21 protein-coding genes, 4 tRNA genes and 1 pseudogene are annotated in these 19,588 nt (G+C 71.3%); 19 read left to right on the forward strand and 7 right to left on the reverse strand.

Annotated elements, in window-relative coordinates; genetic code table 11:
• Nucleotides 1-43: 43 nt before the first annotated feature.
• Nucleotides 44-568, forward strand: a complete 525-nt coding sequence (locus tag ACZ6JS_RS20145; protein ID WP_469299621.1) for an SMI1/KNR4 family protein — start codon at nucleotides 44-46, stop codon at nucleotides 566-568.
• Here the strand turns inward: ACZ6JS_RS20145 and ACZ6JS_RS20150 are convergent.
• From ACZ6JS_RS20150 to ACZ6JS_RS20160, 3 genes are all read right to left on the reverse strand, one after another.
• Nucleotides 552-1,787, reverse strand: a complete 1,236-nt coding sequence (locus ACZ6JS_RS20150; RefSeq protein WP_469299623.1) for an APC family permease — start codon at nucleotides 1,785-1,787, stop codon at nucleotides 552-554. The two genes, ACZ6JS_RS20145 and ACZ6JS_RS20150, sit on opposite strands and share 17 nt — an antisense overlap.
• 18 nt (nucleotides 1,788-1,805) lie before the next feature.
• On the reverse strand, nucleotides 1,806-3,233 hold the full coding sequence (locus ACZ6JS_RS20155; protein WP_469299625.1) for a SulP family inorganic anion transporter: 1,428 nt from the start codon (nucleotides 3,231-3,233) through the stop codon (nucleotides 1,806-1,808).
• A gap of 202 nt (nucleotides 3,234-3,435) precedes the next feature.
• A complete protein-coding gene (locus ACZ6JS_RS20160) occupies nucleotides 3,436-3,924 on the reverse strand; it encodes a YajQ family cyclic di-GMP-binding protein (protein ID WP_030030284.1) in 489 nt (162 codons plus the stop codon).
• A 201-nt stretch (nucleotides 3,925-4,125) separates the two neighbouring features.
• On the opposite strand from ACZ6JS_RS20160, the gene ACZ6JS_RS20165 reads away from it, so the two are divergent.
• Both ACZ6JS_RS20165 and ACZ6JS_RS20170 read left to right on the forward strand, forming a co-directional pair.
• Nucleotides 4,126-4,207: transfer RNA gene (locus ACZ6JS_RS20165), tRNA-Tyr, on the forward strand.
• 117 nt (nucleotides 4,208-4,324) lie between these two features.
• The gene (locus ACZ6JS_RS20170; protein ID WP_469299626.1) at nucleotides 4,325-4,765 is read left to right on the forward strand and encodes a DUF3574 domain-containing protein; all 441 of its coding nucleotides are present in this window, start codon (nucleotides 4,325-4,327) and stop codon (nucleotides 4,763-4,765) included.
• Nucleotides 4,766-4,810: 45 nt separating this feature from the next.
• Here the strand turns inward: ACZ6JS_RS20170 and ACZ6JS_RS20175 are convergent, their stop codons facing one another.
• Nucleotides 4,811-5,467 (reverse strand): SDR family oxidoreductase, encoded by a 657-nt coding sequence (locus ACZ6JS_RS20175; RefSeq protein WP_469299628.1) that lies wholly within the window; start codon nucleotides 5,465-5,467, stop codon nucleotides 4,811-4,813.
• Between the two features lie 48 nt (nucleotides 5,468-5,515).
• Complete coding sequence (locus ACZ6JS_RS20180) at nucleotides 5,516-6,784, reverse strand: amidohydrolase family protein (RefSeq protein WP_469299629.1); 1,269 nt, start codon at nucleotides 6,782-6,784, stop codon at nucleotides 5,516-5,518.
• Nucleotides 6,785-7,111: 327 nt separating this feature from the next.
• Here ACZ6JS_RS20180 and ACZ6JS_RS20185 point away from each other — a divergent pair.
• The 10 genes and pseudogenes from ACZ6JS_RS20185 (at nucleotide 7,112) to ACZ6JS_RS20230 (ending at nucleotide 13,004) form a co-directional block, all read left to right on the forward strand.
• Nucleotides 7,112-7,184: transfer RNA gene (locus ACZ6JS_RS20185), tRNA-Thr, on the forward strand.
• Nucleotides 7,185-7,232: 48 nt separating this feature from the next.
• Nucleotides 7,233-7,305, forward strand: a tRNA-Met gene (locus tag ACZ6JS_RS20190).
• 88 nt (nucleotides 7,306-7,393) lie between these two features.
• Nucleotides 7,394-7,558, forward strand: a complete 165-nt coding sequence (gene rpmG, locus ACZ6JS_RS20195) for a 50S ribosomal protein L33 (RefSeq protein ID WP_007265873.1) — start codon at nucleotides 7,394-7,396, stop codon at nucleotides 7,556-7,558.
• Between the two features lie 133 nt (nucleotides 7,559-7,691).
• On the forward strand, nucleotides 7,692-8,144 hold the full coding sequence (locus ACZ6JS_RS20200; RefSeq protein WP_469299631.1) for an FAS1-like dehydratase domain-containing protein: 453 nt from the start codon (nucleotides 7,692-7,694) through the stop codon (nucleotides 8,142-8,144).
• 1 nt (nucleotide 8,145) lies between these two features.
• Nucleotides 8,146-8,574, forward strand: a complete 429-nt coding sequence (locus ACZ6JS_RS20205) for a MaoC family dehydratase (protein ID WP_469299632.1) — start codon at nucleotides 8,146-8,148, stop codon at nucleotides 8,572-8,574.
• A gap of 235 nt (nucleotides 8,575-8,809) precedes the next feature.
• Nucleotides 8,810-9,379 carry a TetR/AcrR family transcriptional regulator gene (locus ACZ6JS_RS20210; protein WP_469299634.1) on the forward strand — a complete coding sequence of 190 codons (570 nt, stop codon included), beginning with the start codon at nucleotides 8,810-8,812 and terminating at the stop codon, nucleotides 9,377-9,379.
• A gap of 203 nt (nucleotides 9,380-9,582) precedes the next feature.
• Nucleotides 9,583-10,968, forward strand: a complete 1,386-nt coding sequence (locus ACZ6JS_RS20215; protein ID WP_469299919.1) for an MFS transporter — start codon at nucleotides 9,583-9,585, stop codon at nucleotides 10,966-10,968.
• 69 nt (nucleotides 10,969-11,037) lie between these two features.
• Complete coding sequence (locus tag ACZ6JS_RS20220) at nucleotides 11,038-11,436, forward strand: DUF3291 domain-containing protein (protein WP_469299635.1); 399 nt, start codon at nucleotides 11,038-11,040, stop codon at nucleotides 11,434-11,436.
• Between the two features lie 64 nt (nucleotides 11,437-11,500).
• Nucleotides 11,501-12,571: pseudogene (locus ACZ6JS_RS20225) on the forward strand (UDP-N-acetylmuramate dehydrogenase); the annotation flags it as partial.
• A gap of 61 nt (nucleotides 12,572-12,632) precedes the next feature.
• Nucleotides 12,633-13,004 carry a hypothetical protein gene (locus ACZ6JS_RS20230; protein ID WP_469299637.1) on the forward strand — a complete coding sequence of 124 codons (372 nt, stop codon included), beginning with the start codon at nucleotides 12,633-12,635 and terminating at the stop codon, nucleotides 13,002-13,004.
• Here the strand turns inward: ACZ6JS_RS20230 and ACZ6JS_RS20235 are convergent.
• Both ACZ6JS_RS20235 and ACZ6JS_RS20240 read right to left on the reverse strand, forming a co-directional pair.
• Nucleotides 12,994-14,013: an adenosine deaminase gene (locus ACZ6JS_RS20235; protein WP_469299639.1), complete on the reverse strand. Its 1,020-nt coding sequence runs from the start codon at nucleotides 14,011-14,013 to the stop codon at nucleotides 12,994-12,996. The two genes, ACZ6JS_RS20230 and ACZ6JS_RS20235, sit on opposite strands and share 11 nt — an antisense overlap.
• Nucleotides 14,014-14,203: 190 nt before the next feature.
• Complete coding sequence (locus tag ACZ6JS_RS20240) at nucleotides 14,204-15,430, reverse strand: pyridoxal phosphate-dependent aminotransferase (protein ID WP_469299640.1); 1,227 nt, start codon at nucleotides 15,428-15,430, stop codon at nucleotides 14,204-14,206.
• Nucleotides 15,431-15,634: 204 nt separating this feature from the next.
• On the opposite strand from ACZ6JS_RS20240, the gene ACZ6JS_RS20245 reads away from it, so the two are divergent.
• The 6 genes from ACZ6JS_RS20245 (at nucleotide 15,635) to ACZ6JS_RS20270 (ending at nucleotide 19,552) form a co-directional block, all read left to right on the forward strand.
• Nucleotides 15,635-15,707 (forward strand) — tRNA-Trp (locus ACZ6JS_RS20245).
• A 106-nt stretch (nucleotides 15,708-15,813) separates the two neighbouring features.
• Complete coding sequence (gene secE / locus ACZ6JS_RS20250; protein WP_030825982.1) at nucleotides 15,814-16,095, forward strand: preprotein translocase subunit SecE; 282 nt, start codon at nucleotides 15,814-15,816, stop codon at nucleotides 16,093-16,095.
• 82 nt (nucleotides 16,096-16,177) lie between these two features.
• Nucleotides 16,178-17,056 carry a transcription termination/antitermination protein NusG gene (nusG, locus tag ACZ6JS_RS20255; protein ID WP_469299642.1) on the forward strand — a complete coding sequence of 293 codons (879 nt, stop codon included), beginning with the start codon at nucleotides 16,178-16,180 and terminating at the stop codon, nucleotides 17,054-17,056.
• A gap of 182 nt (nucleotides 17,057-17,238) precedes the next feature.
• Complete coding sequence (gene rplK, locus ACZ6JS_RS20260; protein ID WP_030773771.1) at nucleotides 17,239-17,673, forward strand: 50S ribosomal protein L11; 435 nt, start codon at nucleotides 17,239-17,241, stop codon at nucleotides 17,671-17,673.
• An 89-nt stretch (nucleotides 17,674-17,762) separates the two neighbouring features.
• Nucleotides 17,763-18,491 (forward strand): 50S ribosomal protein L1, encoded by a 729-nt coding sequence (gene rplA / locus ACZ6JS_RS20265; RefSeq protein ID WP_030773774.1) that lies wholly within the window; start codon nucleotides 17,763-17,765, stop codon nucleotides 18,489-18,491.
• Between the two features lie 197 nt (nucleotides 18,492-18,688).
• Nucleotides 18,689-19,552 (forward strand): SCO4651 family lipoprotein, encoded by an 864-nt coding sequence (locus tag ACZ6JS_RS20270; RefSeq protein ID WP_469299644.1) that lies wholly within the window; start codon nucleotides 18,689-18,691, stop codon nucleotides 19,550-19,552.
• The last annotated feature ends 36 nt before the right edge of the window (nucleotides 19,553-19,588 follow it).

Here is a 19,588-nt window from a genome sequence, read left to right on the forward strand (position 1 = left end):
ACAGGGTCTGCGGGCTGTCAGTGGCGTGCGTCACCATGAACGCATGGACGAGACCGAGCAGTTGCTGGAGCAAGTCGCCGACCGTGCGCACACCTCCGCACGGGCCCAGGGAAAGCCCCTGCCCACGCCGCTGGGCGCCGGGGAGATCGCCCGCGCCGAGGGCATACTCGGCTTCGCCCTGCCGCACCTGCTCGCCCGTCTCCACACCGGCGTCGGGGACGGCGGATTCGGCCCGGGGCACGGGCTCCTGCCCCTGCGTCAGGCCCTGGCCGCCTACGCGGCGCAGCGGGCCTCCGGCTGGCGGTGGCCCGAGGCGGTCCTGCCCGTCGCCGACCTCGGCTGCGCCATGTACGCCTGCGTGGACTGCAGATCCGAGACGGCCCAGGTCCTGCTGTTCGACCCCAATCCCGGGGAGCCCGACCTCGCCTGGTCCGTCGACGCACCGGGCCTGGCCGACTGGCTGCGCGGCTGGCTCGACGGCACCGCGTGGTTCTGCGAGGAGTCCGCCCTGGGGGAGGAACACGACCTCGAACTCGCGCCCTGGGCGGAGTTCAGATCCCGGATCTGAGCCGGCTCCGCACCCCGTACGCCAGGGCGCCCAGAGCCAGCACCACGGCCCCCGCGACCGCCGACGCGAGGGGCAGCGCACACGCCAGCACCACACAGCCGGACAGCCCGACCGCCGCCACGGCCCGCCCCTTGACACCTGAATCGAGAGTCCACGCGGAAGCGTTCGCGATCGCGTAATAGGCAAGCACTCCGAAGGAGGAGAAACCGATCGCGCCCCGCAGATCGGCGGTGGCCGCGAGCAGCGCCACGACCGCACCCACCACGAGCTCGGCATGGTGCGGTACCTGGTGCCGGGGATGTACGGCCGCCAGCGCGCGCGGGAGATGGCCGTCCCGGGCCATCGCCAGCACCGTTCGCGACACCCCGAGCACGAGGGCCAGCAGCGAGCCCAGCGCGGCCAGGGCCGCGCCCACCCGGACGACCGGCGCCAGCTCGGGCGCGCCCGCCGCCCGCACCGCGTCGGCCAGCGGGGCCGCCGACCGGGCCAGCCCCTCGACGCCGAGCACCGACAGAACCGCCACCGCCACCGCCGCGTACGCCACCAGGGCGATCCCCAGAGCGAGCGGCACCGCCCGCGGGATCGTCCGTTCCGGGTCACGCACCTCCTCGCCCAGGGTGGTGATCCGCGCGTAGCCCGCGAACGCGAAGAACAGCAGCCCGGCGCCCTGCAGCAGGCCGAAGAGGGTCCACTGCGACCCCGCGAGCCTCTCGGGGGAGGCCGCACCCGAGGACAGGCACACCACGACCACCCCGGCCAGCACGGCCAGGACCGCCGCCACGATCAACCGGGCGATCCGGGCGGACTTCTGGACACCGCCGTAGCTCGCCGCGGTGATCGCCACCACCGCCGCCACGGCCACGGCGTGCTCGCCACCCGGCCACAGGTAGGCACCCGCCGTCAGCGCCATCGCCGCGCAGGAAGCGGTCTTGCCGATGACGAAACCCCAGCCGGCCAGGTGGCCCCAGAAGGGGCCGAGCCGCTCCCGCCCGTACACATAAGTGCCGCCGGACGCCGGATACCGGGCGGCCAGCCGCGCCGAGGAGTGCGCGTTGCAGTAGGCCACCACGGCCGCCACCGCGAGGGCGGCGAGGAGCGCCCCGCCCGCGGCCCGTGCGGCCGGGGCGAAGGCCGCGAAGACCCCCGCGCCGACCATCGCTCCGAGCCCGACGACGACCGCGTCGGAAACCCCCAGGGTGCGCTTCAGCTCGTTGTCCACGCGCGGAGGGTAACCGGCCTAGATGACGCCCTCCCGGCCGGGGAGCGGCGTCCGGGTGCGCACCCAGCCGTCCAGGGCCGTCAGACAGGCGTGGTCGAGATGGCGCAGCCCGCTCAGGTCGAGCCGCACATGCTGCCCGTGCGGCAGCGCGTCCAGGGCGTCGAGGAGTGTGGGAAGCCGCAGGAAGCTGGCGTTCCCCATGACCCGCACGCACAGCTCCCCGTCCTCCCACACCTCCTCGATGTGCACGTGGGAGGTCTCCCAGGCGGCCTTGGCGATGGCCAGCCCCAGCCCGACCAGCACCCCCTCGAAGAGGTTGGTGGCGACGATCGCGCCGGCCGTGGCGACCAGCACCACCGCCTCGCCCCGGTGCGTGCGCCACAGCGCGGCCACCGCCTTGACCGGCAGCAGCTTCCACCCCGCGTACAGGAGCACCCCCGCCAGAGCGGCCAGCGGCACGAACTCCAGCACCCGGGGGAAGGCCACGGCGAAGAGCAGCAGCCAGCCACCGTGCATCACCCGGGCGGCGCGGGTGCGCGCTCCGGCCTCCACGTTGGCGGCGCTGCGGACGATCACGGCGGTCATCGGCAGTGCCCCGAGCAGCCCGCAGACGCTGTTGCCCACGCCCTGGGCGATCAGTTCCCGGTCGTACTCCGTCCGGGGCCCGTCGTGCATCCGGTCCACGGCGGCCGCGCTGAAGAGGGTCTCGGCGGAAGCGATCAGCGCCAGCGCGACCACCGTCCCGGCCGCGCCGAAGGACGCCAGCACCCCGAACTCGCCCCAGGCGGGCGGGGACACGGCCTCCAGCACCCCCGTCACCCGCACCTTCTCGACGGGCAGCCGGAGCAGGGCGGCCGCGGCGGCGGCTGCGGCCACCCCGACCAGCGCGCCCGGCAGCAGCCGCAGACGGGCGGGCGCCCTGCGCCACGCCAGCATGACGGCGATGGTTCCGACCCCGAGCAGCACCGCGGCCCAGTCGGCCCGCGCCGCGAGCCCGTGCACCCCGCCCAGCTTCGCCAGGGTCTGCCCGGGAGCTTCCGCGTCGCCCAGGGCGTACAGCTGCCCGGAGATCAGCACGAGCCCGATGCCGGCCAGCATCCCGTGCACGACGGCCACGGAGATCGCCCGGAACCACCGCCCGAGCCGCAGCACCCCCATGCCCAGCTGCAGCGCGCCGGCGGCCAGCACCAACACCCCGAGGGCCGCCGTGCCGTGGGTCTGCAGCGCCTCGTGGACGAGCACGGTGAGCCCGGCCGCCGGCCCGCTCACCTGCAGGGTGCTCCCGCGGAACCAGCCGGTGACCAGCCCCCCGACCACGCCGGTGACGATCCCCAGCTCGGCCTGCACCCCGGAGGCGACCGCCACCCCCACGCACAGGGGGACGGCGACGAGTGCGACGACGACGGACGCCGCGAAGTTTTCGCGGAACGTGCCGGCCCCAGGCATGCGAGAACCCCCTGCCACGCGGTGATGTGATGCCACCACCGTGCTGGGCGCACTCCCCGCCGCCCAAGTGCCCACGGAAGCCCGCGGCAGCGCGCGCGCCGCACACGCCCGGCACGCACACCCCATGCACCCCGCAACCACCGCGGCCCGGCGGTCGGTGAAGACCGCCGGGCCGGCGTGGTGACAGGTCGCGGACCTCGGGTCAGCGGTAGTTCACGAACTGGATGGCGAAGTCCAGGTCCTTGCCCTTGAGGAGGGCCTGGACGGCCTGGAGGTCGTCGCGGCTCTTGGAGCTGACGCGCAGCTCGTCGCCCTGGACCTGGGCCTTGACGCCCTTCGGACCCTCGTCACGGATGATCTTCGCGACCTTCTTGGCGTTCTCCTGGGAGATGCCCTCCTCGATCGTGGCGAAGATCTTGTACTCCTTGCCGGACAGCTGCGGCTCACCGGCGTCCAGTGCCTTGAGCGAGATGCCGCGCTTGACCAGCTTGGTCTCGAAGACGTCGAGGACGGCCTTGACGCGCTCCTCGGAGTTCGCCTCCATGAGGATCTTCTCGCCGGACCAGGCGATGGTGGCGCCGGTGCCCTTGAAGTCGTAGCGCTGCGAGAGCTCCTTGGCGGCCTGGTTGAGGGCGTTGTCGACCTCCTGCCGCTCGACCTTCGAGACGATGTCGAAACTGGAGTCGGCCATGTGCTGTGGCTCCTTGAAGTCGATTGCGATCGCCCCGGAGGGCGCGGCCGGACATCCCCGGACCGCTCGGCAAAGCCTAGCCACCGCACCCACCCGCGGCGCTGATCAATCCGGTGGCGAAGCACCCCCGGTCATCAGGTATCGTTTACGTCGTTGCCAGGGAGAACCGCGGAAAAGCGGTCCTCGAAGGCGATATCCCATGGCGGTGTGCCCGAGTGGCCAATGGGAGCGGACTGTAAATCCGTCGGCTTAGCCTACCCAGGTTCGAATCCTGGCGCCGCCACGCGAGTGGAACCCCCGTTCATCTGCGGAAACGCAGCGGACGGGGGTTCTTTCGCATTGCCGGCGGCGCTGCGGGGCGTCGGCCGCATCGTCCGGGGCCCCCGGTCGTTCTCCGGGCGTGAAATGGACATCTGACACGCGGGGGAAGGTCGGCGGCGGGGTTCTCCTGGCCCTGCTCGGCGCGGGCATTCCGGCTCTGATGGGAGCCACCCTTCATACGGACGTGGGGGAGCCCTACCGGGAGACCCGGCTGTACTTCGGCACGGAGCGGGCGGACGGCGGCGGCCCGGTCGCGGAGCGGGAGTTCATGCGGTTCCTGGACCAGGAGATCACCCCCGCCTTCCCCGAGGGGCTGACGCTCCACGACGGGTACGGCCAGTGGCGCGGCGGGGACGGCAAGATCGTCCGGGAGACCTCCTACGAAGTGGTCCTGCTGTACCCGGAGAAGGAGGCCGACGACCGCAGCGTGCGCATCGAACGGATCCGCGACGCGTACGAGAGCCGCTACCAGCAGGACTCGGTCGGACGCTCCGACGACAAGCTGGACGCGCAGTTCTGAGCCGCGGGCGGGAGGCCGGCCCGGAGCCGGCCTCCCCCCGGGCCGTCAGTTGCCGGCGACGGCCTTGACGGCCACCTGGACCGGGGTGGAGCCGGAGACCAGCTCCAGGGTCAGACCCGCGGTCGCGGGCGTCTCCACCAGCTCGGCCAGCACCGCCGCCACGTCGTCCCGCGGCACCGCCCCCCGGCCCGTCCGGGCCTCCAGACGGACCTGGCCCTGCCCTGCGTCGTCGAGCAGCGAGCCGGGGCGCAGGACCGTCCACTCCAGGCCCAGCCGGGTCCGTACGTGGTCGTCGGCCTCCCCCTTCGCCCGCAGGTAGACGTCGAAGACCTCGTCGCCCTCGTGATGGGCGTCCGCGCCCATCGAAGAGACCATCAGGAAGCGCCGCACGCGGGCCCGTTCGGCCGCGTCGGCGAACAGCACCGCCGCGCCCCGGTCCACGGTGTCCTTGCGCGCGGCACCGCTGCCGGGGCCGGCGCCCGCCGCGAACACCGCCACGTCCGCGCCCTGGAGGATCCCCGCCACGTGTTCCACCGTGGCCGACTCCAGATCGCAGAGCACCGGTTCGGCGCCCGCCTCCCTGAGGTCGTCGCCCTGTTCGGGGTCGCGGATGATGCCCGCGACCTCGTACCCGCGCGCGGCGAGCAGTCGCTCCAGCCGCAGCGCGATCCGACCGTGTCCACCCGCGATGACGATGCGCATGCCCCGACGGTACGACGAGCCGGGCGCCCCCGCCCGGGAAGGCACCCGTCAGGGGCCGTGCTCCGCGCGGCCCTGCCGGGGCAGGTCCAGGGCCACCGCGACGGCGGAGTCGCAGTACTCGCGCACCGCGCTCGTACGCGCCACCACCCGCCCGCGGTGGATCACGATCCGGCTGTACGCGAGGGACAGCACGCCCGCGATCCGGTCGCCGCGCACGGCGAGCAGCTCCGCCGGGAAGCCGGCCTCGACCCGTACCTCCGGCAGGCCCATCGCCTCGCGGGCGCAGGCGCTGACGGACTCGTAGGCCTCGCCGGGGCGCAGCCCGCCCTGGGAGGCCAGCAGGTACGCGGCCTCCAGCGGATCACCGCGGCCGACCGGGTTCCCGGCGTCCCGCAGGGCCCCGCTGCCGGCCGCGACCCGCACGCCGGCAGCCCGCAGGAGCCGTACGGGGGCCGTGCGCAGGCCGCGGCGCTCCAGGGCCGCGCAGTCGCCCTGGGGCAGGCAGGTCACGCGTACGCCGGCCGCCGCGAGCCGGTCGGCGGCGCGGGCCGCCGCGTCCAGCGGGAGCCGGGAGAGGCCGCCGCACGGGCCGATGGTCACTCCGGGGCGCAGCCCGCCCGCCATCGCCGCGAGCCGCGAGAGGCGGGCCGGGTCGTCACCGTCCGTGTGCAGGTCCACGGGACAGCCGTGCTCGTCGGCGAGCTCCAGGACGGCTTCGAGGAAGCCCGTCGGGTCCGGGTCCAGGTCCGGGCAGCCGCCGATGACCGAGGCGCCCATCTTGACCGCGTCCCGCAGCATGGCGAGCCCGTCGGCCCCGGCCGCGCCGGTCAGCAGACGGGGTACGGCCACCGCGGTCAGGTCGGCGAGGCCGCGCAGGGAGCGCCGGGCTTGGAGCACGGCCTCCATGGGGCCGAGGCCGTGCATGTCGCCGATGCGCACGTGCGAGCGCATGGCGGTGGCGCCGTGGCCGAGCTGGAGCAGCGCCGCCTCAGTGGCGCGGCGCTGCACCTCGTCGGGGGCGTAGGAGACGGGGCCGTCGCCGTCTGCGCTCAGCGCGGTGTCCCCGTGGGCGTGCGGCTCGGCGGGGGCGGGGAGCAGCAGGTAGCCGTTGAGGTCCACTCGGGCCAGTACCGGGGAGGAGAGGCTGCCCGCGGTCCCGACGGCCTGGATCCGTCCGCCGCCGACGCGGACATCGACGGTACGGCCGTCCGTGAGGCGGGCCCCGGCGAGGAGCAGGGTGGCGGCCTCGGCGGCGGCCGCGCTGCCGTTGCCGCTGCGGTGGGAGGGGGACGGCTGCTGCGGCTGGCTGTCGGACATCGCGCTCCTGCGGTGGCTCGGGCGGTTCCTGGGGCCGTGGCCGCGGCCCGCGGCCCAAGATCACGCAGCGTGCTCAGAGCCTAGGGCGCACCGCACCCCGCTTCGCGGAAGAGCGCAATAGTCGTACCGGTGTGGTGCCCCTGGGCCGCGGCGCCCACGGCAGCCGCGGAGCGCGCGCCCCGTGTGAGCCCGCGCACAAACAACGGGAGAAGTGGGGCGTGTGGGGGCGGCGGGTTGATCAAGAGAGGCTTCCGAACGCCCTCGGAGCCCTGTTCCCGCAAAGGATTTGGGCGATCGGCGGGCAACCGTGTAATGTCTTCATCGCTCGCCCCAATAGCTCAGTCGGTAGAGCGTCTCCATGGTAAGGAGAAGGTCTGCGGTTCGATTCCGCATTGGGGCTCTGGTGAGAGAGGCCCCCCACCCTCGGGTGGGGAGCCGATCACATCAAAGCGGCGTAGCTCAGTCGGTAGAGCAAGCGGCTCATAATCGCTGTGTCACCGGTTCAAGTCCGGTCGCCGCTACCCACAGTAGCCGATTGCGGGGTCGGTCTCCCGATCGGCTACTCTTTTATGCGTTCATCCGTCCCATAGTCCGTCAAGGAGCACTCACGTGGCTGCCACCGACGTCCGCCCGAAGATCACGCTGGCCTGCGTGGAGTGCAAGGAGCGGAACTACATCACCAAGAAGAACCGGCGTAACAACCCGGACCGCATGGAGATGAAGAAGCACTGCCCGCGCTGCAACTCGCACACCGCGCACCGCGAGACCCGCTGACCCCAGCGAAGTCTCGAATACAGGCACCGTCATGAGGTCGTCCCCTTCATTGGGGGCGGCCTCGTGTCGTTTCCGTGTCGTTCCTGTCTTTGTCCCTGTGTGTTTCGTGTCCTTCAACAGGAGGTAGTGAGTCATGGCTCTCGACCAGTCCTTCGTGGGGCGGAGCTACCCGCCCACCGATCCGTACGAGGTCGGCCGGGAGAAGATCCGCGAATTCGCGGTCGCGGTGGGCGACGCCAATCCCCTCTACACCGACCCCGAAGCGGCCAGGGCCCACGGCCACTCCGATGTGATCGCACCGCCGACTTTCGTGTTCGCCATCACTTTCAAGGCGGCCGGCCAGGTCGTCGCGGACCCGCAGCTGGGGCTCGACTACAGCCGCGTCGTCCACGGCGACCAGAAGTTCGCGTACTCCCGCCCGGTGCGGGCCGGTGACCGCCTGTCGGTGACCTCCACCATCGAGGCCGTGAAATCGCTCGCGGGCAACGACATCATCGACATCCGCGGCGAGGTCCACGACGAGACCGGCGAGCACGTGGTGACGGCGTGGACGAAGCTCGTCTCCCGCGCCCCCGAGGAGGCCTGACATGGCAGCACAGATCAAGTACGCCGACGTCGAGGTCGGCACCGAGCTGCCCGCCGCGTCCTTCCCCGTGACGCGCGCCACGCTCGTCCAGTACGCCGGAGCCTCGGGCGACTTCAACCCGATCCACTGGAACGAGAAGTTCGCCAAGGAGGTCGGACTGCCGGACGTGATCGCGCACGGCATGTTCACCATGGCCGAGGCGATCCGCGTGGTCACCGACTGGGTGGGCGACCCGGGCGCGGTGGTCGAGTACGGCGTGCGCTTCACCAAGCCCGTCGTGGTCCCCAACGACGACCGGGGCGGCCTGATCGAGGTCACCGCCAAGGTCGCGGCGAAGCTGGACGACAACCGCGTACGGGTCGACCTGACGGCCGTGAGCGCCGGCCAGAAGGTCCTCGGGATGTCCCGCGCAGTGGTCGCACTCGCCTGAGCGCCTGAGCGCCTGAGCGCCCGAGCGCCCGATCGTCTGAGCGCCTGAAAGTCTGGAGTGCCCGAGGGGGCGGGCGGCCGTCCCCCCGGCGCCCCGCCCCCGGCGCCCCGCCCCCGGCGGCCGCCCTCTCGGCGCCCCCGCTTCCCCGCAACCTCGCCTCCTCTTCCTCCTCCGTCCGGAGTTGCCCCAGGACTCCTCCTTGACCAAGTTAGTGATTGAGTACTAACTTTGCTGCATGGCAAGGATGAGCGCAGAGGAGCGGCGCGAGAGCGTCATCCGCGCGGCGATGCACGAGTTCGCCCGGGGCGGGTACTACGGGACCTCCACCGAGGCGATCGCCAAGCGGGTGGGCGTCTCGCAGCCCTACCTCTTCCGGCTCTTCCCCAACAAGCAGGCGATCTTCCTGGCGGCCTCGGAGCGCTGCCTGAGGGACACCCGCGAGGTCTTCGCCGCCGCAGTCGAGGGGCTGCGTGGCGAAGAGGCCCAGCAGGCCATGGCGAACGCGTACACCCGGCTGATCGTCGAGGATCCCGACAAGCTCCAGATGCAGCTCCAGATGTACGTCACCGTCGCCGCCGCCGCGGCGGCAGGCGACCACGAGCTCGGCGAGCTGGTCCGCAAGGGCTGGATGGAACTGTGGGACACCGTCCACCTGCCGCTGGGTGCGGACCCGAAGGAGACCACGACCTTCATGGCCTACGGAATGCTGATCAACACCCTGGCCGCCATGGGATTCCCGCCCGGGCACCGGGTCTGGCAGGGGCTCTATCCCGACGCCGGCGCCACCGGTCGTCTGGAGAAGTGACGGGAGTGCGCGATCTGCGCGCATCCGCTTGGGCAAGAAAGTTAGTCAGTAATAACTAACCACTCGCAGGGGGAATCGTGCACACGCCCGACACCGGCAGAGGCACCGACACCGACAAAGGCACGCGCAAAGGCGCCGGCACCGGCGCGGGCACCGACACCACACTTCGCGCGCCCGCGGTCTGGGCCCTCGTCCTCACCGGCGTGGCCGGCTTCATGGCCGCACTCGACAACCTGGTCGTGACCACCGCCCTCCCCGCCATCCGCGAGGACCTCGGCGGCGGGCTGGAGGACCTGGAGTGGACGGTGAACGCCTACACGCTCACCTTCGCCGTCCTCCTCATGTTCGGAGCCGCACTCGGCGACCGCTTCGGCCGCCGCCGGCTGTTCATCGTCGGCCTCGCCGTCTTCACCGGCGCCTCCGCCGCCGCCGCCCTCTCACCGGGGATCGACGCGCTCATCGCCGCCCGCGCCGTGCAGGGCGTGGGAGCCGCCGTCATGATGCCGCTCACGCTCACCCTGCTGACCGCCGCCGTCCCGGCCGCCCGCCGCGGCACGGCCCTCGGCATCTACGGCGCCGTCACCGGCCTCGCCGTCGCCAGCGGCCCCCTCATCGGGGGCAGCCTCACCGAGCACATCTCCTGGCAGTGGATCTTCTGGCTCAACGTACCGATAGGCCTGGCCCTGATCCCGCTCGCCCGCCTGCGCCTCGCCGAGTCCACCGCCCCCGGCGCCCGCCTCGACGTACCCGGCACCCTCCTCATCAGCGGCGGCCTCTTCGGCATCGTCTACGGCCTGGTCAACGCCCACTCCGAGGGCTGGACCAGCACCCCCGTCCTCACCGGTCTGATCGTCGGCTCCGCCCTCGTCGCGGGCTTCGTCCACCACGGCTTCACCGACGCCGACCCCATGCTCCCCATGCGGCTCTTCCGGGACCGCGGCTTCCTGGGGATCAACCTGGCCAGCCTGCTGATGTTCCTCGGCATGTTCGGCTCGATCTTCCTGCTCAGCCAGTTCCTCCAAGGCGTCGCCGGCTACTCGCCCACCGAAGCCGGCCTGCGCATGCTCCCCTGGACCGGCATGCCGATGATCGTGGCCCCACTGGCCGGGATCCTCTCCGACCGCATCGGCGGCCGCCCCGTCGTCGCCGCCGGCCTGGCGTTCCAGGCACTCGGCCTCGGCTGGTTCGCCGCGATCCTGAGCACGGACGTCTCGTACGCCGCGCAGCTGCCGCCGCTGATCCTCAGCGGGATCGGCATGGCCCTCTACTTCGCCCCGGCGGCCAACGTCCTGATGTCCACCGTGCGCCCCGCGGACCAGGGCAAGGCCTCCGGCACCAACAACGCCCTGCGCGAGGTCGGCGGAGCCCTCGGTGTCGCCGTCCTGGCCTCGGTCTTCTCCGCCCAGGGCGGCTACGAAACCCCGCAGGCCTTCACCGACGGCACCGTCCCCGCCCTGTGGATCGGCGCCGCGGCCGTCGCCCTCGCCGCCGCGCTGGCCCTCCTGGTGCCCCGCAAGGCCGGGCACGCGCCCACTCCGGTATCCGCCGGCGCGGCCCACGCCACGGACAAGGTCCCCGCCATCGGGTGACCAGGAAGCCCGCAAACCCGATCAGGTCCATGCGGCTTCCGTAGCCGCACCACGGAAGGAGAGCACGCCATGCCCGACATCCCCTGGTCCACGCCCACTCCGGCCGCCCCCGGAGCCGAGGTCTACGTCATGGCCTCCCGCTTCGAGACCGCCACCCTCACCGGCGCCGTCAGGTTCCTCCTCAAGGCGCCCGGCATCATCCGCCAGATGCGCCGGGCCCCCGGCGCCCACGGCGTCGCCCTGCGGGCCCGCGTCCTGCGCCGCACCTTCCTCACCCTCTCCGCGTGGGAGGACCGGGACGCGCTGTACCGGTTCGCCCGCAGTGAGCCCCACCGCTCCAGCTCCCGCGCCGCCGGCGCGTACATGAAGGAATCCGTCTTCACCTACTGGACCGTGCCCGCCGCCGAGCTGCCCCTCGGCTGGGCCGAGGCCGAGCGCCGCCTCGCCGAGCAGAAGCCGGTCCGCTGACCCCGCCGGCACGAGAGAGAGCGAGGACGGTCCGTGGCCCCGCAGGGATGCGAGGGGCACGGACCGTACTCTTGTCCACGTGCAGGAACTCCACGACGCCCCCCTCGCCCCGCTGACCACCTTCCGTCTCGGTGGTCCCGCCGCCCGCCTGGTCACCGCGACCACCGACGCCGAGGTGGTCGCCGCCGTCCGCGCCGCGGACGAGAGCGGCACCCCGCTGCTCGTCATCGGCGGCGGCAGCAACCTGGTCATCGGCGACCGGGGATTCGACGGCACCGCCCTGCGCATCGCGACCACCGGCTTCCACCTCGACGGGACAAGGCTGGAGCTCGCCGCCGGCGAGAACTGGAGCGACGCCGTCGCCCGCACCGTCGAAGCCGGCCTCGCCGGCATCGAGTGCCTCGCCGGCATCCCGGGCTCGGCCGGCGCCACCCCGATCCAGAACGTCGGGGCGTACGGCCAGGAGGTCTGCGACACCATCACCGAGGTCGTCGCCTACGACCGCACCACCGGCGAAACGGTCACTCTGACCGCCGCCGAGTGCGCCTTCCGGTACCGCAGCAGCACCTTCAAGGACCAGCCCGACCGCTACGTGGTCCTGCGCGTGCGCTTCGCCCTGGAGGACGCCGGCGGCCTCTCGGCGCCGATCAAGTACCCCGAGACCGCCCGCGCCCTCGGCGTCGAGGCCGGCGACCGGGTCCCCGCCGCAACCGCCCGCGAGACCGTCCTGCGGCTGCGCGCCGGCAAGGGCATGGTCCTCGACCCCGCCGACCACGACACCTGGTCGGCCGGCTCCTTCTTCCACAACCCGATCCTGACCGACGAGGCCTACGCCGCCTTCCTCGGCCGCGTCCGGGACCGCCTCGGCCCCGACACCGCGCCGCCCGCGTACCCCGCCGGCGAGGGCCGTACGAAGACCAGCGCGGCCTGGCTGATCGACAAGGCCGGCTTCACCAAGGGCTACGGCACCGGCCCCGCCCGCATCTCCACCAAGCACACGCTCGCCCTCACCAACCGGGGCGAGGCCACCACCGAGGACCTCCTCACCCTGGCCCGCGAGGTCGTCGCGGGCGTCCACGCGGCGTTCGGCGTCACCCTCGTCAACGAGCCGGTGACGGTCGGCGTCAGCATCTGAGGAGCCCCGGCCGCCCATGCTCTGTCCCCGTCACGGGGCCGGTACGGACCCCACTCGGCTCGTGGGTCGCACGCTCAGCAGGGTCGTCGCGTCCTGGCACGTCAGCGACGGCGAACGCTCCGAGTCCCCCCTCGACGTCTGGCTGATCGACAGCGTCGGCGACTCCATCCGGATCACCACCGGCTCCGACCAGTGCCTCATCGTCGAGTCCGCCCCGCCCCACGAGCCGTACGACATGGGGGAGTGGGGCCGTATCGAGGTCGGCGAGGACCTCGGCGACCACCCCTTCCTGCGGCACGTGGGCGAGACCGTCTCCTCGGTCGCCGAGTTCGCGCTGCCCGAGCAGGGCCGCACCCACCTGGAGATCGGCTTCCCGGACGGCCGCCGGGTGCGCGCCGACTGCTACGAGGGGGACCTGCGGCTCACCCGGTGAGCCAGTGGTCGATCCCGGCCAGCAGCTTGGCCTGTACATCGTCCGGCGCGGCGCTCCCGCGCACCGACTGGCGGGCCAGCTCCGCGAGCTCCGCGTCCGTAAAACCGTGGTGGCGGCGGGCGATCTCGTACTGCGCCGCGAGCCGGGACCCGAAGAGCAGCGGGTCGTCCGCGCCCAGCGCCATCGGCACCCCGGCCTCGAACAGCGTGCGCAGCGGGACGTCCTCGGGCCGCTCGTACACGCCCAGGGCGACGTTCGACGCGGGGCAGACCTCGCAGGTGATCTGCCGGTCGGCGAGCCGCTTCAGCAGCCGGGGGTCCTCCGCGGCCCGTACACCGTGCCCGATGCGGGCGGCGTGCAGGTCGTCGAGGCAGTCGCGGACCGAGGCCGGGCCGGTGAGCTCGCCCCCGTGCGGGGCCGCGAGGAGGCCGCCGTCGCGGGCGATGGCGAAAGCCCGGTCGAAGTCGCGGGCCATGCCGCGGCGCTCGTCGTTGGAGAGGCCGAAACCGACGACGCCGCGGTCGGCGTAGCGCACGGCGAGCCTGGCCAGGGTGCGGGCGTCGAGGGGGTGCTTCATGCGGTTGGCGGCGATGAGCACCCGCATGCCGAGACCCGTCTCGCGGGATGCCGAGTCGAGGGCGTCGAGGATGATCTCGACAGCCGGGATCATCCCGCCGAGAAGGGGGGCGTAGGACGTGGGATCCACTTGGATCTCCAGCCAGCCGCTGCCGTCCCGGACGTCCTCCTCCGCAGCCTCGCGGACCAGGCGCCGGATGTCGTCGGGCTCGCGCAGGCAGGAGCGGGCGGCGTCGTAGAGCCGCTGGAAGCGGAACCAACCGCGCTCGTCGGTGGCGCGCAGCTTGGGCGGCTCCCCGGCGGTCAGGGCGTCGGGAAGGCGCACGCCGTACTTGTCGGCCAGCTCCAGGAGGGTCGATGGTCGCATCGACCCGGTGAAGTGGAGGTGGAGGTGGGCCTTCGGCAGAAGCGTGAGATCGCGTACGTGCTCCATCTGGTGATCCTGCCGTACCGCTGCGCTCGGCGGGAGGGGGTTTTACCGATCGGGGGCTTGCGCGAACGCCTGAGCGGGTGCGGCGCCGCACCCGCAGCCCCCGGACCGCCGCGCCTCGAACGCCGGCGGGGCCGAAAAGGCGAACGGCGCCGCCCCGGTGGGGGAGGCGCCGCTGCGGGCCGTGTCAGGCCTAGGCCTTGGCCTCGGCCAGGAGCTTCTGAATGCGGGACACGCCCTCGACCAGGTCCTCGTCGCCCAGGGCGTACGAGAGGCGCAGGTAGCCGGGGGTGCCGAAGGCCTCGCCCGGGACGACCGCGACCTCGACCTCGTCCAGGATCAGGGCGGCCAGCTCGACGGATGTCTGCGGGCGCTTGCCGCGGATCTCCTTGCCGAGGAGCTCCTTGACCGACGGGTACGCGTAGAAGGCGCCCTCGGGCACCGGGCAGAGGACGCCGTCGATCTCGTTCAGCATCTTGACCATCGTCTGGCGGCGGCGGTCGAAGGCCTTGCGCATCTCGGCGACCGCGTCCAGGTTGCCCGAAACGGCGGCCAGCGCGGCGACCTGGGCCACGTTGGAGACGTTGGAGGTGGCGTGCGACTGCAGGTTGGTCGCCGCCTTGATGACGTCCTGCGGGGCGATGACCCAGCCCACGCGCCAGCCGGTCATCGCGTACGTCTTGGCGACGCCGTTGACGATGATGCACTTGTCGCGCAGGGCCGGGACCAGGACCGGCAGCGAGGTGAACTTCGCGTCGCCGTAGACCAGGTGCTCGTAGATCTCGTCCGTCAGCACCCACAGGCCGTGCTCGGCGGCCCACTCGCCGATCGCCTTCGCGTCGGCCTCGCTGTAGACCGAACCGGTCGGGTTGGACGGGGACACGAACAGGACGACCTTGGTGCGCTCGGTGCGCGCGGCCTCCAGCTGCTCGACGGAGACCCGGTATCCGGTGGTCTCGTCGGCGACGACCTCGACCGGGACACCGCCGGCGAGACGGATCGACTCCGGGTAGGTGGTCCAGTAAGGGGCCGGGACGATGACCTCGTCACCCGGGTCCAGGACGGCCGCGAAGGCCTCGTAGATCGCCTGCTTGCCGCCGTTGGTCACCAGGACCTGCGACGCCTCGACCTCGTAGCCGGAGTCGCGCAGCGTCTTGGCGGCGATGGCGGCCTTCAGCTCCGGCAGGCCGCCGGCGGGCGTGTAGCGGTGGTACTTGGGGTTGCGGCAGGCCTCGACCGCGGCCTCGACGATGTAGTCCGGGGTCGGGAAGTCGGGCTCGCCCGCGCCGAAGCCGATGACCGGACGCCCGGCGGCCTTGAGGGCCTTGGCCTTGGCGTCCACGGCGAGGGTGGCGGACTCGGAAATGGCGCCGATACGGGCGGACACCCGGCGCTCGGAGGAAGGCGTTGCAGAGGTCATACGAGCAATCGTCCCAGACCACGCAGAAGCGCCGCACACCGTTTCATTGAACGGACGCGAGACGGACCGGAGCATGTCAGGGCGGGCGCTGTTCGACGTCACGGCCCGGTTCACGTACACTCACCTGTCGTTGGACCTCGCCAGCCGCTGCAAAGCGTGAGCACTCCGTGCACTCGCCCGGATGCGGTAGGTTGGGGGACGCAAAGGGTCGTAGCTCAATTGGTAGAGCACTGGTCTCCAAAACCAGCGGTTGGGGGTTCGAGTCCCTCCGGCCCTGCTCCACACTCCTTCTCGGATGTGTGTGCGCAGGTACGTACTTAGATGCAACGCCGTGCGGCGCAACCGGGCGCGGTACGGCCACGACCCGGATTCAGGTGAGAGACGTGACGGACGCCCTGGGCTCCATCGACATGCCTGACGCCGAGGACGAGACGCGCGAGAAGAAGGCCCGCAAGGGCGGCAAGCGCGGCAAGAAGGGTCCTCTGGGCCGTCTCGCGCTTTTCTACCGCCAGATTGTCGCGGAACTCCGCAAGGTTGTCTGGCCCACTCGCAACCAGCTCACGACGTACACCACCGTGGTGATTGTCTTCGTGGTCATCATGATCGGTCTGGTGACCGTGATTGACTATGGGTTCCAGGAAGCCATCAAGTTCGTCTTCGGCTGATCCCCGCGGAGGGCGGCGCCTTGATGGGTGCCGCCCCTTTTCGCATGTTCCACCACCTTTTTTCCAGGAAGAAGCAGCCACCGTGTCTGACCCGAACCTGAACGCGAGCCACGACTCCGTCGAGTCCGTCGAGGACGAGCTCGACATCGTCGAGGCGGCAGACGCTGTGGACCCCGACGAGGCCGAGCTCGCCGACGTCGAGGCGGGTGACGCCGCCGAGGAGGCCGCGCTGCACGTCTCCGACGACGAGGCGGACGAGGCCGAGGCCGACGCCGAGCTCGAAGAGTCCGCCGACGACGCCGAGATCGCGGAGGAGGCCGAAGAGGCCGAGCCCGCCGAGCCGGTCGACCCGATCCAGGCCCTGCGCGAGGAGCTGCGCCTCCTCCCCGGCGAGTGGTACGTGATCCACACCTACGCCGGCTACGAGAAGCGCGTGAAGGCCAACCTGGAGCAGCGCGCCGTCTCGCTGAACGTCGAGGAGTTCATCTACCAGGCCGAGGTGCCCGAGGAAGAGATCGTCCAGATCAAGAACGGCGAGCGCAAGAACGTCCGGCAGAACAAGCTGCCCGGCTACGTGCTCGTCCGCATGGACCTGACGAACGAGTCCTGGGGCGTCGTCCGCAACACCCCCGGTGTCACCGGCTTCGTGGGCAACGCGTACGACCCGTACCCGCTGACCCTGGACGAGATCGTCAAGATGCTCGCCCCGGAGGCGCAGGAGAAGGCCGCCAAGGCCGCCGCGGAAGAGGCCGGCCTGCCGGCGCCCGCCGTCAAGCGCACCATCGAGGTCCTGGACTTCGAGGTCGGCGACTCGGTCACCGTCACCGACGGTCCGTTCGCCACGCTGCAGGCGACCATCAACGAGATCAACCCCGACTCGAAGAAGGTCAAGGGCCTCGTCGAGATCTTCGGCCGCGAGACCCCGGTCGAGCTCAGCTTCGACCAGATCCAGAAGAACTGATCCATTCCCTGGATCACGGCTTCTGAGCCACAGCTTCCGGACAGGTCAGACCACCCCTCGAGGGCGGTCTGACCTGCTCGGTTTTTAGCCCCGCACCGATACCCGTTATCGTGGTGCGGTATGCCTCCATCCGGATGACCGGATCGGCGGCTGAAAACTCTCACTAGGACCCGGAGAGAGCAATGCCTCCCAAGAAGAAGAAGGTCACGGGGCTTATCAAGCTCCAGATCAAGGCCGGTGCGGCCAACCCGGCTCCGCCGGTCGGCCCCGCGCTCGGTCAGCACGGCGTCAACATCATGGAGTTCTGCAAGGCCTACAACGCCGCGACCGAGTCGCAGCGTGGCATGGTCGTGCCGGTGGAGATCACGGTCTACGAGGACCGCACCTTCACCTTCATCACCAAGACTCCGCCGGCGGCGCGCCTCATCCTGAAGCACGCGGGCATCGAGAAGGGCTCCGGCGAGCCCCACAAGACCAAGGTCGCCAAGCTCACGGCCGCCCAGGTCCGCGAGATCGCCGAGCTGAAGATGCCCGACCTGAACGCCAACGACATCGACGCCGCCGTGAAGATCATTTCCGGCACCGCGCGCTCGATGGGCGTCACGGTCGAGGGCTGATCCAGCCACCCCCCAGCACCACCAGTGGTAGGACCAAGCGCTGGTCCGCACCACGACTCCCTGCCTGAATCCGAAATACAGGAGCAGAAGTGAAGCGCAGCAAGACTCTCCGCGCTGCGGACGCCAAGATCGACCGGGAGAAGCAGTACGCCCCGCTCGAGGCCGTCCGTCTCGCCAAGGAGATCTCCTCGACCAAGTTCGACAGCACCGTCGAGGTCGCCTTCCGCCTGGGTGTCGACCCGCGCAAGGCCGACCAGATGGTCCGCGGCACCGTGAACCTCCCGCACGGCACCGGTAAGACCGCCCGGGTCCTGGTCTTCGCGACCGGTGACCGTGCAGCGGCCGCGGAAGCCGCCGGCGCCGACATCGTCGGCGACGACGAGCTGATCAACGAGATCGCCAAGGGCAACCGCCTGAACGAGTTCGACGCCGTTGTGTCCACCCCGGACCTCATGGGCAAGGTCGGCCGCCTCGGCCGCGTGCTCGGTCCCCGTGGCCTCATGCCGAACCCGAAGACCGGCACCGTCACGATGGACGTCGCGAAGGCTGTCACCGAGATCAAGGGTGGCAAGATCGAGTTCCGCGTCGACAAGCACTCGAACCTGCACTTCATCATCGGCAAGGTCTCCTTCTCCGACGAGCAGCTCGTCGAGAACTACGGCGCGGCCCTGGACGAGATCCTTCGTCTGAAGCCGTCCGCCGCCAAGGGCCGCTACCTGAAGAAGGCCGCCCTGAGCACCACCATGGGCCCCGGCATCCAGCTGGACCCGAACCGCACCCGGAACCTCCTCGTCGAGGAAGACCCGGCTGCGGTCTGACCGGCCGAGCCTGACGGCTCACCGAGTGGCTGAACGGGCCCCTCGCCCCCTTCACGGGCGGCGAGGGGCCCGTTTCCGTTCCCTGTGCGAGTCCTGTGCGGAGGCTCGCGGTGCCGAGTCGTACAGTCGTACGGGCAGCGCCGCACCCGGAAACGCCGGGGACCGTGCGCTGCACGATGACACGGGGTGGGGAACACATGAACGCGTACCGCAAGAAGACCGTCGCAGCCGTCCTGGCCGCCCTCCTGCTCGCAGGAGGCGCCACGGCCTGCGAGAACGGGAGCGACGCGAAGAAGGACACGGGGGCGCCCGCACCGGCCAAGGCCCCCGAGAAGCCGGCGGAGGTGACGCCGGCCGCGTACCTGGAGAAGACGAAGAAGAAGTCCGAGGAGATCACCTCGCTCCGGTACACCATCACGGGCGACGCGGCGGGCCAGAAGATCACCGGCGAGGCCGCCATGCGGATCAAGCCCACCGTGGCCATGTCGATGACGATGGATTCGCCCGAGAAGCCGGGCGAGAAGGTGCAGATCCGCCTCCTCGACGGCGCCATGTACATGGGCGCCGAGGGCAAGTGGCTGAAGTTCGACCTCAAGGCCCTCGCTCCCGAGCAGGCGAAGGAGCTGGACTCCCTCGGTTCTGCCCAGCAGGGCCAGAACCCGGCCGACACGGCCGACAGCCTGAGCGCCGCCAAGGACCTCAAGAAGGTCGGCGACGAGACCGTCGACGGCCAGAAGACGACGCACCTGAGCGGCACCGTCTCGGTCGACGAGCTGCGCTCCCGCAGTGCCGCCTCCACCCCGGAGGCCAAGGAGCGCCAGGAGAAGAACCTCGCGGCACTGGAGGCCCAGGGCATCAAGACCCTGACCATGGACCTCTGGATCGACGAGAACGACCAGGCCAAGCAGGTCCGCACCCGGGGCGCCGGCACCTCCGGCCCCATGGACATCACCATCAAGTTCCTGGACATCAACAAGCCCGTCGAGGTCACCGCGCCGCCGGCCGAGCAGGTCGTCGACCTCGCCGAGATGATGAAGGGCGCCGACGAGGGCTCCGCCTGACCGCCGTCGCAGCACCCGTACGACCGCACCACCGTC

This window comes from Streptomyces sp. NPDC046349, from assembly GCF_055587885.1.